At 68.3% G+C, this 11,911-nt stretch carries 9 protein-coding genes; 6 read left to right on the top strand and 3 right to left on the bottom strand.

Features of this window, described 5'->3' with window-relative positions:
* The first annotated feature begins 9 nt into the window (after nt 1-9).
* From ACFQQD_RS07695 to ACFQQD_RS07675, 5 genes are all read left to right on the top strand, one after another.
* Nucleotides 10-348, top strand: a complete 339-nt coding sequence (locus tag ACFQQD_RS07695) for a BlaI/MecI/CopY family transcriptional regulator (RefSeq protein ID WP_378087985.1) — start codon at nt 10-12, stop codon at nt 346-348.
* Between the two features lie 55 nt (nt 349-403).
* Nucleotides 404-1,339: a M56 family metallopeptidase gene (locus tag ACFQQD_RS07690; RefSeq protein ID WP_378087983.1), complete on the top strand. Its 936-nt coding sequence runs from the start codon at nt 404-406 to the stop codon at nt 1,337-1,339.
* 126 nt (nt 1,340-1,465) lie between these two features.
* Nucleotides 1,466-2,488, top strand: coding sequence for a 3-oxoacyl-ACP synthase III (locus ACFQQD_RS07685; RefSeq protein ID WP_378087981.1), 1,023 nt, complete (start codon nt 1,466-1,468; stop codon nt 2,486-2,488).
* Between the two features lie 68 nt (nt 2,489-2,556).
* Complete coding sequence (locus tag ACFQQD_RS07680) at nt 2,557-5,265, top strand: alpha/beta fold hydrolase (protein WP_378087979.1); 2,709 nt, start codon at nt 2,557-2,559, stop codon at nt 5,263-5,265.
* The gene (locus tag ACFQQD_RS07675) at nt 5,262-6,248 is read left to right on the top strand and encodes an NAD-dependent epimerase/dehydratase family protein (RefSeq protein ID WP_378087977.1); all 987 of its coding nucleotides are present in this window, start codon (nt 5,262-5,264) and stop codon (nt 6,246-6,248) included. Before ACFQQD_RS07680 ends, ACFQQD_RS07675 begins: the two co-directional genes overlap by 4 nt.
* 45 nt (nt 6,249-6,293) lie before the next feature.
* Here the strand turns inward: ACFQQD_RS07675 and ACFQQD_RS07670 are convergent, their stop codons facing one another.
* Complete coding sequence (locus tag ACFQQD_RS07670) at nt 6,294-8,411, bottom strand: type IIA DNA topoisomerase subunit B (protein ID WP_378087975.1); 2,118 nt, start codon at nt 8,409-8,411, stop codon at nt 6,294-6,296.
* 274 nt (nt 8,412-8,685) lie between these two features.
* Here ACFQQD_RS07670 and ACFQQD_RS07665 point away from each other — a divergent pair, with 274 nt between their 5' ends.
* Nucleotides 8,686-8,913: a hypothetical protein gene (locus tag ACFQQD_RS07665; RefSeq protein WP_378087972.1), complete on the top strand. Its 228-nt coding sequence runs from the start codon at nt 8,686-8,688 to the stop codon at nt 8,911-8,913.
* 114 nt (nt 8,914-9,027) lie between these two features.
* On the opposite strand, the gene ACFQQD_RS07660 is transcribed toward ACFQQD_RS07665, so the two are convergent.
* Together ACFQQD_RS07660 and ACFQQD_RS07655 are read right to left on the bottom strand one after the other, a co-directional pair.
* Nucleotides 9,028-10,350, bottom strand: coding sequence for an RNA polymerase sigma factor (locus ACFQQD_RS07660; RefSeq protein ID WP_378087970.1), 1,323 nt, complete (start codon nt 10,348-10,350; stop codon nt 9,028-9,030).
* A gap of 280 nt (nt 10,351-10,630) precedes the next feature.
* Nucleotides 10,631-11,902, bottom strand: coding sequence for a DUF4192 family protein (locus ACFQQD_RS07655; protein ID WP_378087968.1), 1,272 nt, complete (start codon nt 11,900-11,902; stop codon nt 10,631-10,633).
* Nucleotides 11,903-11,911: the final 9 nt, after the last annotated feature.

Raw genomic sequence — 11,911 nt, 5'->3', positions numbered from 1 at the left:
AAGACGTCCATGGCACTCGGAGATCTGGAACGGTCCGTGATGGATCTGCTGTGGGATCTCCCCGGGGCCCATACGGCCAATGACGTTCGGGACGCTCTGCCCGGCAATCTCGCCGTCACCACGGTGCTGACCGTGCTGGCGCGACTCGAGAAGAAGGGCATGGTCCGCCGCGACGGTGGACGGCGGCCGCACCGCTACGCCGCGACCTCCACTCGTGAGGAGCACACCGTCGGACTGTTGAACGACGTGTTGGGCTCGGTTCCGGACCGGCAGGCAGTGCTCACCCGATTCATCGGCGGCATCGAGGCAGAGGAAGCGGCAGCCGTTCGCCGGCTCCTCGACTCGTGACGGCTGACTCGTGACGGCGTCCCGGCGTCACCGTCGGACCCCTAAACTCACCTGAGTGACCGTTCTGCTCCTGGCCGTGCTGGCCGTGGCTCTGGCCTGGCCTGTGCCCGTGCTGCTCGGCCGGGCCCGCTGGGTGCGGCGGGCGCCCGCCACGGCCATGGTGCTCTGGCAGGCTGTGGCCCTCGCCGGCGGCCTGTGTCTGGTGGGCACGCCCCTGATGTGGGGTCTCTCCCCGTTCGGCGACAGCGTGGCTGACGCCGCGCCGGCCTTTCTGGCCGCCCTCGGAGACGGATCCTGGATCTCTCGCCTGAACCACGATCCCTGGATCCCCGCCCGCATCGCCGCCGTCACGGTCGCCGTCCTCTTGTTCGGCCACTTGGTCCTGACCCTGGCCGTCACCGCCGTCCGGACGGTGGCACAGCGCCGTCGTCATCGCCAACTGGTCGAACTGCTCGCCGACAGCTCGGCGGGAAGTCCCACCCGGGTGTTGCCCCACGACGTTCCTCTCGCCTATTGCCTGCCGGGTCTGACCGGTTCGCTCACCGTGCTCTCCCGGGGACTGCTGGACCAACTCTCTGAACGGCAGGTGGCCGCCGTCGTGGCCCACGAACGGGCTCACCTGCGTCAGCGGCACGACGTCCTGCGGCTGGTGTTCGAAGCCTGGCAGAGAGCTGTCGCCTGGCTGCCCACCACGGCGACCGCCCAAGGCGCGGTGGCCGGTCTGACCGAGATGCTGGCCGACGACGCGGCCCTGGCCGCTCATGACCGCGAGGACCTCGTCCGCGCGATCGCTCTGACCGGGGAGGCCACCGTGCCCGGTGATGCTCAGAACCAGCACGTCGGCCCGCGTGACGCCCCCGTACCGGTGACGCTGCGCCTGTACCGGTTGCTCTCGCCGGTCGACCCCTTGCCCCTGCCGGCGAGGTTGATGATCGTGGCCGGTTCGTTGTGTCTGGCCGTCCTCCCGCTGACGGTGCTGCTGCTGTCCTGACGCGTGTGCCGGCCGCGCCACAGAACGCCGTCGGTTTCGCTAAGCTGGGGCGTCGGTGGACGTTCGCGCTAGCCACGGACGACCACGACCGAACCATGACCCCCCACGAACGGACCAGGCCCCATAGTGCAAGGCAACGCGACCTTCCGTCACTCCAATGCTTCCCTCCTCTCGGTGACGGAAGTACTGGCCCCGGTCACCGTGACCAGTGATCAGATCGACGACGACCTGGCAGACGTGCTCAAGCGCCTTCGGCTCCCGCGCGGACTGCTCCCGCGCGTCGCTGGAGTCAACGCCCGACGAAACTGGGAACACCCCGGACATTTCCAGGAGGGTGCCGCCGAGGCCGGCCGACGCGCCCTCGAGCAGGCCGGTGTGAAGCCCGAGCAGATCGGGCTCATGGTGAACACCTCGGTCACCCGCGAAAGCCTTGAACCCTCCGTCGCGGTGCGAGTCCACCACGAGATGGGACTGCCGACCTCTGCCACCAACTTCGACATCACGAACGCGTGTCTCGGCTTCGTCAACGGCATCACGCTGGCGGCCTCGATGATCGACGCCGGACAGGTCGACTATGCCGTGGTGGTCGCCAGCGAAGACTCCGTCAAGGTCCAGCAGGCCACTCTGGAGAATCTTAAGGACGGGAGCGTGGACCGCAACAACTTCATGGAACAGTTCGCCTCGCTGACCCTGGGCTCCGGCGCCTCCGCGGCCGTGATCGGCCGGGCCGACCAGCACCCGGACGGTCACCGCATCGTTCGCGGCATCACGCGGGCCGGAACGGACCATCACGACCTGTGCGTGGGCGACCACAAGGGCATGTTCACCGATTCCACCGCCTTGCTCAAGGACGGACTGGAGCTGGTCATGGACGCATGGAACGAGGTTCCGGCGGAGTGGGGCTGGTCGGCGATGGATCGCTACATCACGCACCAGGTGTCCCAACTGCACACCGATTCGATCACCGAGGCCGCCGGTCTGGACTCGGACAAGGTGCCCGTGACCTTCCCCGAACTGGGCAATGTGGGCCCCGCCTCGCTGCCGATCACCTTGGCCCGGGAGGTGGACAAGCTGTCGGCCGGCGACCGCGTGCTGTGCATGGGCGTCGGCTCCGGACTCAACACCGCCATGCTGGAGCTTCACTGGTGAGGATTCCCGCCGCCCCGGCTTCTCGGCCCGACGGGCTTCCCGGATGGGACCCCGCCTGGAGCAGCCTGGTGCCCATTCAGACGGTGGACGGAACGCGGACCCTGCACGTCCTGGACACCGGCGGTGTGCTGGCCGAGGCCGGCCTCGTTCCGGACGCCACCATCCTGGCCGTCCACGGCAACCCGACCTGGTCCTATCTCTGGCGGTCTCTGGCCGCCGCGACGCTGCAGTCCGCACGGGCCGGCTCCGGTCCCGTGTGGCGCGTGGTCGCCCCCGATCAGCTCGATATGGGCTACTCCGAGCGACTGGCCCATGAACGCCTCCCCCGCCCGGCACGCTCCGCCGAGGCGGCAGACCCCCTCTACACCGACGACGACGGCTACCGAACCCTGGGCGGACGCCTCGCCGACCTGGACGCCCTGGTGTCCGCGCTCGGGCTCGACGAACAGGCCCGCTCCGGCCACTCGCTGCTGACCCTCGGCCACGATTGGGGCGGAGTCATCTCCCTCGGGTGGGCCGGCCGGAACCCCGACCTGGTCACGGCGGTGATGACGCTCAACACCGCGGTCCACCACGATGAGAGCACGCCGCTTCCGGCTCCCCTGCAGGCCGCGCTGGCCGGCCCGGTGCTGCCCGCCTCCACGGTGATGACCGATGGATTCCTGCGCGTCACCACATCCTTGGGCCATCCCCGCCTCGACGAGGACATCAGAGGGGCATACCACGCGCCGTATCGGACGGCGAGGCGCCGCGGTGGCATCGGCGGCTTCGTCGCTGACATCCCCGTTGGCCCCGCACACGGCTCTCATCGCGAGCTGCAGCGGGTCGCTGACTCCGTGGCGAACTTCACCAAACCGGCCCTCATCCTCTGGGGCCCGCGAGACCCGGTCTTCCTGGACGCCTATCTGGCCGATCTGCTGCGCCGCCTCCCGCAGGCCGATCTGCATCGGTATGAATCCGCCGGTCACCTTCTGGCCGAGGACGTGAATCTGTCCGTTCCCGTTCTCCGCTGGGCAGCCCGGGTGATGGACGAGGCCGGCGCTGTTTCAGGGCATTCCGAGACTCCGGCACGGACCGCACCGGCCGCGCCGACCTGGGACTCCGTCCCGGACCGGCCCCTGTGGTCTTTTCTGGAGGAATGGCGTTCCTCCAGCGCACCGGCTCTGGTGGACATGACCGCAGACGACCGGTCCCCCGTCGAATGGCGCCGACTGGCCGCCGTCGTGGACGCGATCGCCACGGGGCTGGTGGCCCGCGGTGTACGCGCCGGCGATCGGATCTCGCTGATGGTGACGCCCGGACGGGACCTGACCGCCGCGTTGTACGCCGCCGTGAAGATCGGAGCCGTGGTGGTGGTCGCCGATGCCGGCCTCGGCGTGCGCGGACTGACCCGTGCCGTGCGTGCGGCCCGCCCCGACTGGATCATCGGCGAGGTTCCCGGGCTCGCCATCGCACGTGCCCAGCGCTGGCCGGGGCGCCGTCTCTCCGTCGCGACCCTGCCCGCGCCGCTGGCCCGGGCACTCGCCGTGGAAGGCAGTCTGCACCGGATGGCTCTCGACCACGACGGCGCGGTGTTCTCGGACGCCTCCGGGGGACCCGACGATCCGGCCGCCATCCTCTACACCTCCGGTTCGACGGGACCGGCCAAGGGCGTCCTCTACACCCACGGCCGGCTCGCGGCGCTGGCCGGCCTGTTGCGCGACGTCTTCGATGTCCGCCCCGGCTCGTCACTGCTCGCCGGGTTCGCACCCTTCGCCCTGTTGGGACCGGCCATCGGCGCCACCTCCATCACTCCGGACATGAGCGTGACCCAGCCGGCCACACTCACCGCCACCGCAGTCGCCGAGGCGGCCAGAGCCGGCCAGGCGACCATCCTGTTCGCCTCGCCCGCGGCCCTGCGCAACGTCGAGGCCACGGCCGATCGGCTCAGTCCGGAGGACCGCGAGGTGCTGGGACGCCTGGAGCTCATTCTCTCCGCCGGCGCACCCGTCCATCCGCAATTGATGGCCGCCATGGCGAAAGTGTTCCCGAACGCCGAGTTCCATTCTCCCTACGGCATGACCGAGGCGCTCCTGTTGACGGACATCGACCGGTCGACGGTCGCTGAGCTGTCCACCACGGGCTCTCCGCGACCAGTGGATCAGGGAGTCTGCGTTGGCCGGCCCGTCGGCTCGGTCCGCGTGGCGATCGCCGCTCTGCAGGACGACGGCTCCTCCTCGGGAGAACTGAGGGAGGGCACCGACGCCACGGGCGTTCTGGGCGAGGTGGTGATCTCCGCGCCCCACCAGAAGGCGACCTACGACCGGCTGTGGCTCACCGATGCCCTCAGTAAGCGAGACACCCGCGACGGACTGTCCTGGCACCGCACTCAGGATGTCGGTCATCTCGACGCCGAGGGACGCCTCTGGATCGAGGGGCGGCTCCAGCACGTGGTCACCACCCCGGGCGGGCCCATCGCTCCCGGCGGACCGGAGGCCCGCATCGACGCGCTGGAGTCCGTGTCTCGTTCAGCCGTCGTCGGTGTCGGGCCCCGCGGGACTCAGGCGGTCGTCGTCGTGATCGAACCCGTCGGGGACCGGCCGCGCCCCCGGCCGGGGCTGGCCCCGTCCTCGTTGACGGATGAGGTGCGCCGAGCAGCGGCACCGGTTCCCGTCGCGGCCGTGCTCGTGACCAACCGGGTCCCGGTCGACATCCGTCACAACGCCAAGATCGACCGCACCCGGCTGGCCCGGTGGGCGGATCGGATCCTGGCCGGCGGTCCGGTGGTCGCCCCATGAGCCGCCGAGTTCTGGTCACGGGGGCTTCCGGGCTGCTGGGCTCCGGCGTGGCGCGCCGGCTCGTGGAGCAGGGAGACGACGTCGTGACCCTGCAGCGCAGACCCTCTCAGGTCACCGGCGCCCATGACGTCCGCGGCACGGTGACTGATCCCGCATCGGTGGCCGCCGCCCTGCGCGGGCGGGACACGGTCGTCCACCTGGCGGCCAAGGTGTCCGTGTCAGGACCGGCCGACGAGTATGAGCGGGTCAACGTCGACGGCACCCGTCTCCTGGTGGACGCCGCCCGGCAGTCCGGCGTCGAACGCTTCGTCCACATCTCCTCGCCGTCGGTGGCCCACGCCGGGAGTTCCATCGTGGGCGCCGGCGCCGGACCTGCCGATCCCGTCCATGCCCGCGGTCACTACGCGCGGACCAAGGCCGCCGGTGAGCTGCTGGCCCTGAGCGCGGACGCAGCGGATTTCCGCGTGCTGGTGCTGCGTCCCCACCTGATGTGGGGACCCGGGGACACCCAGCTGACGGAGCGGATCGTCCAGCGCTCCCGTGCCGGACGCATGCCGCTGTTGGGTCCCTCGGCGGCCTTGATCGACACGCTGTACACCGAGAACGCCATCGACGCCGTGGTGGCCGCTGTGGAGGCCGTGGACCGCGCCCACGGCGAGGCGCTCGTGGTCACCAACGGTGAACCGCGACCGGTCGGCGAGTTGGTCCGCCGACTGGCCACCGCAGGGGGCGCTGCTGAACCCCGGCTGCGCATCCCGGCCTCGGTGGCCCGCTCCGCCGGCGGGATCATCGAACAACTCTGGGAGGCCGCTCGGGCCGGGCGGGACGGGGATGAGCCTCCGTTGACGCGCTTCCTCGCCGAACAGCTCTCCACCGCGCACTGGTTCGACCAGCGGCGCACTCGCGAGGCCCTGGACTGGGTTCCGACCGTCTCCCTGGACGAGGGCTTCCGCCGCCTCACCGAGTACTACCGCACGCGATAGCCCGACGGCGGCCGGCAGACCGCTTCCCGAGCGCGTTTCCGCCCCTCAGGTGTCGATGCGCTCCAGGTCGAGTTCGTCCGCCCCGGAGATGATGAAATCCTTGCGGGGCGCCACGTTGGATCCCATCAGCAGGTCGAAGACCTGCTCGGCCTGCTGCAACGCCTCCTCGGCCTCGGGAATGGTCACTCGGCGCAGCATGCGCTGACGCGGGTCCATGGTGGTGTCCGCCAGCTGGTCGGCGTCCATCTCCCCCAGGCCCTTGTACCGCTGGATCGGCTGCTTGTAGTTCTTGCCGTCCTTCTCCAGCCGGCTCAAGAGCTGGTGCAGTTCATTCTCGGAGTAGGTGTACATCACCTCATTGGCCTTGCTGCCGGAATGGATGACTTCCACCCGGTGGAGCGGCGGGACAGCGGCATACACCCGCCCCTCGTCGACCATGGGACGCATGTACCGGAAGAACAGCGTCAACAGCAGAGTGCGGATGTGCGCGCCGTCCACGTCCGCGTCCGTCATCAGGATCACCTTGCCGTAGCGGGCCGCCGAGAGATCGAAACTGCGGCCGGCCCCTCCGCCGACCACCTGGATCAGCGCGGCGCACTCCGCGTTGGAGAGCATGTCCCCCACCGACGCCTTCTGAACATTGAGGATCTTGCCCCGGATGGGAAACAGCGCCTGGAAATCCGAGGACCGGGCCAGCTTGGCCGTGCCGAGGGCCGAGTCACCCTCCACGATGAACAGTTCGGAGGACGCGACGTCGGTGGAGCGGCAGTCCGCCAGCTTCGCCGGCATCGTGGAGGTCTCCAAGGCGTTCTTCCGCCGTTGATTCTCCTTGTGGGTGCGGGCGGAGATGCGCGACTTCATCTCCGAGACGACCTTCTCCAGGAGCACGGAGACCTGGTTCTTCTCGTGCTTCTTCGTGGATCTGAGCAGGGCGCCGAGCTGCTGTTCCACGACCTTAGCGACGATCTGACGCACCGCCGAAGTGCCCAGGATCTCCTTGGTCTGCCCCTCGAACTGTGGCTCGGCCAAGCGAACGGTCAGCACGGCGGTCATCCCGGCCAGGACGTCGTCCTTCTCGAGCTTGTCGTTGCCGGCCTTGAGCCGGCGCGCATTGGCCTCCACGGATTTGCGGAACGTTTTCAGCAGCGCCTGCTCGAAGCCGGACTGATGCGTGCCGCCCTTCGGCGTGGAGATGATGTTGACGAAGGAGCGCAGATGGGTGTCGTAGCCGACGTCCCAGCGCAGTGCGATGTCGACCTCGCACTGACGTTCCACGTCCTGCATCGCGGACCGGCCGTCATCGCCCAGGACGGGAACCCGCTCGGAGAAGGACCCGGAGCCCTGCAACCGCCAGACGTCCGTGATGGGGCTGGCTGAGGAGAGGTGGTCGACGAACTCGGAGATGCCACCGTCGTACTGGAAGACCTCCTCATACGGTCCCGACTCCCCCGGCGTGTTCGGCATGCGCCGTTCATCACGCAGGGTGATCTTGAGGCCGGGGATCAGGTACGCCGTCTGACGGGCACGCTGCTGCAGCTCCTCGTAGGAGAACCTGGCGTCGGGTGTGAAGATCTGTTCGTCAGCCCAGTACCGCACTCGCGTGCCGGTCTGCCCGCGTTTGGCCTTGCCCACGACCTCCATGGGCGAGTGATCGGCCGAGGGGACGAAGGAGGCGTCCGGTCGCGGCGTTCCGGTATCGGTGAAGTGGCCCGGTTCTCCTCGGCGGAAGGACAACTGATGGATCTTGCCACCCCGGAAGACCTGCACATCGAGTCGAGACGAGAGGGCGTTCACCACGGAGGCGCCCACACCGTGCAGACCGCCGGAGGCGCCATAGGATCCGCCGCCGAACTTGCCTCCGGCATGCAGCTTGGTGAAGACCACCTCGACGCCGGACAGCCCGGTCCGCGGTTCGATGTCCACCGGGATGCCTCGCCCGTTGTCCTCCACCTCGACGGCGCCGCCGGCGTGAAGAGTGACGGCGATGGACTGGCCATGGCCGGCGAGGGCCTCATCCACAGAGTTGTCGATGATCTCCCAGAGGCAGTGCATCAGTCCTCTGGAGTCCGTCGAGCCGATGTACATGCCAGGCCGCTTGCGGACGGCCTCCAGGCCCTCCAGCACCGAGAGGTGGTGGGCGTTGTACTCACTGCTGCGGGACATGCGTTTCCTCTACTGCGGTCGGACTTCTCACGAGGACTCTGATGATCGTCCTTCAGGTTATCGGCCTCCGAAGCCGAACCGCGGCAACCGGGCCGGGGACCGGCCTGCGGCGGTGCTACGCAATGAGCGAAAAATGTCCCTCAACCGGCCGAGTCTGCTGAGAAAAGTGCGAGGATGATGGTTCTCTAGGGTGTACGTAGCACCGAGAAGTACCGACTCCCTCGGTCCACACGGATCGGTTCCGGGAACAGGGGCACCAGTTGAGGAGGCCAACATGACCATCACCGCCACGACGACAGACACGCCAGTGCTGACCGGCGCAGACCGTTGTGACCGCTGCGGGGCCCAGGCCTATGTGCGTGCCGTCCTGGAGAGCGGCGGCGAACTGCTCTTCTGCGGCCATCACGCACGTGCGGTAGAGGAGACTCTCCGTCCCCAGACCACCGTCTGGCAGGACGAGACCAACAAGCTTCACGAAAAGCAGCCCGCAGACATCGACTGAGTCAACCGGCTCAGCCCGGCAGGGCTTGCTGAACAGACGCCAGTGCCGCCGGTGACCATGGCGGCACGAGAAAGGCCCGGCACCTCCGAGGTGCCGGGCCTTTCTCTTGCCGGATCAGTCCAGGTAGTCGCGCAGAACCTGGGACCGCGAGGGGTGCCGCAGCTTCGACATGGTCTTGGACTCTATCTGCCTTATACGCTCGCGGGTCACCCCGTAGACCTTGCCGATTTCGTCCAGGGTCTTCGGCTGACCGTCGGTCAGCCCGTAGCGCATGGCCACCACTCCGGCCTCACGCTCGGCCAGCGTGTCCAGCACCGAATGCAGCTGTTCCTGCAGCAGGGTGAAGCTCACGGCGTCTGCGGGCACCACGGCTTCCGAATCCTCGATGAGGTCACCGAATTCGGAGTCCCCGTCCTCACCCAACGGCGTGTGGAGCGAGATGGGCTCGCGGCCGTACTTCTGGACTTCCACGACCTTCTCGGGGGTCATGTCCAGCTCCTTGGCCAATTCCTCCGGAGCGGGCTCGCGGCCCAGGTCCTGGAGCATCTGGCGCTGAACGCGTGCCAGCTTGTTGATCACCTCGACCATGTGCACCGGGATACGGATGGTGCGGGCCTGGTCGGCCATGGCACGGGTGATGGCCTGACGGATCCACCAGGTGGCGTACGTGGAGAACTTGAATCCCTTGGTGTAGTCGAACTTCTCGACGGCGCGGATCAAGCCGAGGTTGCCCTCCTGAATGAGGTCCAGGAACAGCATTCCGCGGCCGGTGTAGCGCTTGGCCAGAGAGACCACGAGGCGGAGGTTGGCCTCCAGCAGGTGATTCTTGGCTCGGCGGCCGTCCGCGATGACCAGTTCCATATCGCGGCGCAACCGCTGGTCCTCGATCGGGTTTTCCTTGAGCTTGTGCTCGGCGTACAGCCCGGCCTCGATCCGCAGGGCCAGGTCGACCTCCTGCTCGGCGTTCAGCAGGGCGACCTTGCCGATCTGCTTCAGGTAGTCCTTGACGGGGTCGGCGGTGGCACCGGCGGAGATGACCTGCTGGACCGGGGAATCGTCCTCCGCATCGGAGACCACGAAGCTGCCCGTGGTCGGCTCCTCCGCAGCGGGCTTGGCGGCGGCGTCCGCGGGCTCGTCCTCACCCTCGGCTCCAGCCGCCTGAGCCTCGGTGGCCTGAAGGTCGGTGGTCTCGGCCTCGGGCGCCAGAGCGTCGGTGGCCGGGGCGTCGTCGACGGGGGTCTCCGGGGCCGCAGCTGCCGGCTTCTTACTGGTCGCCTTCTTGGCAGCCGTCTTCGTCGCCGTGGCCTTGGTGCCACCGGACTTGGCGGCGGACTTCCGAGCGGACGCGGCGACCTTGGCGGTGCCCTGGTCCTGTGCAGCGGCGTCCTCGACGACCGTCGTGCCTTGTGTCTCGGTCTTCTTGGAAGAAGTAGTCACTCAATACCTTTCATACGGGCATCCCGAGGGATCCCTGTCAGTCAACACCACTATGACCCTGTCAAATCCGCAGAAGATCGATCCGGACCATGCCCAGGCCTTTACCTTGGCTTCCGGACCCAGCGGACGCAGGGTCTTGATGTGGTCAACGACCGGAGGCACATATTTGTTCCCGTGTGTTCCCGGAGTCGGCCCCGCCGATTATGCCATGGTCAACGCCACACTGGTCACCAGCCTCGCCCGGACTCTGGAATTCTCCGGTTCGTTCGCTGCCGGACCGTCATCTGGCTGACCGTCCGGTCGCCGACCACGCCGTCTCCCGGCGTCCAGCCCATTCGGAGAGTATTCCGCGTTCGAGGATCTCTTCGAGCAGTTGGGCCAACGAGTACTCCGGATCGTCGGCACGGCATTCCGCCACGATCCGCCCAGCGGCCGAGCCACGTCCGCGCGACCACTCCACCCACGCAGCGATGCACCGAACGGCTGAGGCGAGTCCACCGGCCGCGTGCGGCAACAATTCTGTACACGCCGCCCTCAGGCACGAGATCCGCTGCCAGTCGGGAGCTCGGCGCGTCCTGGCCAGAATCACCGAGGAGTACAGCACCGCATTGATCTCCCGAGCAGGCGTGCCTAGTTCGTCGGCCACCGCCTCGGGGACGCTGCCGAGCCAAGCGGCGCCGGACAGGGCGCGGTCCATGGTGAAGCTGGCCGCGGCCAGCAGCCCGTCACGCCATTCCACATGTGCCAGCCCTGCCACCAGGAACGCCCGCTCCTGCGGTCCGGCGGGCACGTCTCCACCGGCGAGCACATGCTCCCACGCCCGGAACCACCGCAGGGCTGCCTCCGAGGGGGTCCGTTCCCTCGGCATCGCGGCGGTCCGGGACCACTCGTCGCGAGATTCGACCAGCAGGTCCTGCACCGCCCGCGTCAGTTCGGCGGACCAGGATGCCGCAGCGGCCGGCAGGCCACTTCCGGAGGGCTCTGGTTGAACCAGGGAGCCCTCGAAGATCATCGTCGCGTTCAACGCGCTCGTCTCCACTCCGGCTGCCGAGGAGCCGTGGGCTCGGCACGATGCCGGATCAGGACAGTCGAGGTGCCAGATGCGTTCGCCCGTGACGAGCCAGATCTCCACAGCGGGCTGCCCGACGACGGCGAGCTCGCGCTCTAGGGCCGCTGCCAGCATGTGGTCGGCGCCGCCGGCGGGGCAGCCAGCGGAGTTGCCGGTGGGCTGATCCTGGTGATCCTCCAGGCCATCGCGGAAGAGGAACACCACACAACCGTCAGAGCGTCGGTCCCTGGTCAGATACCCGGCGAACTGACGCGCATAGCTGCAGTAGTCCTGCCAGGACGCCAGTCTCGGTGGATCCCAGTCACATCGCAGCACGGCACCGAGGTTCTTGCCCTCCAGGCCGATCGCGGCCACGCTGCGACGCGGAGCGAATCCGAGTGTGTGGTTGATGTAGCTGATGAGGTCGGTCGGCTCAACAGCACGGACGGTGATCGGAGCGGCGGGGTCGGGAAGGACGTCTTCGCCGCGAACGTTGTGGGGCATGTCTCCACG

Origin of the sequence: Citricoccus sp. GCM10030269 (assembly GCF_042665635.1) — a bacterium.
Taxonomy (GTDB): Bacteria; Actinomycetota; Actinomycetes; order Actinomycetales; family Micrococcaceae; genus Citricoccus.
The sequence above is the reverse complement of the archived record's forward strand: the minus strand, read 5'-3'. Positions and strand labels throughout refer to the sequence as shown.

What these genes read in the sequence shown, in the direction of transcription:
- ACFQQD_RS07665 (WP_378087972.1), top strand. Translation starts at nt 8,686, where the DNA reads ATGACCATCACCGCCACGACGACAGACACGCCAGTGCTGACCGGCGCA.
- ACFQQD_RS07675 (WP_378087977.1), top strand. Translation starts at nt 5,262, where the DNA reads ATGAGCCGCCGAGTTCTGGTCACGGGGGCTTCCGGGCTGCTGGGCTCC.
- ACFQQD_RS07695 (WP_378087985.1), top strand. Translation starts at nt 10, where the DNA reads ATGGCACTCGGAGATCTGGAACGGTCCGTGATGGATCTGCTGTGGGAT.
- ACFQQD_RS07670 (WP_378087975.1), bottom strand. Translation starts at nt 8,411, where the DNA reads ATGTCCCGCAGCAGTGAGTACAACGCCCACCACCTCTCGGTGCTGGAG.
- ACFQQD_RS07655 (WP_378087968.1), bottom strand. Translation starts at nt 11,902, where the DNA reads ATGCCCCACAACGTTCGCGGCGAAGACGTCCTTCCCGACCCCGCCGCT.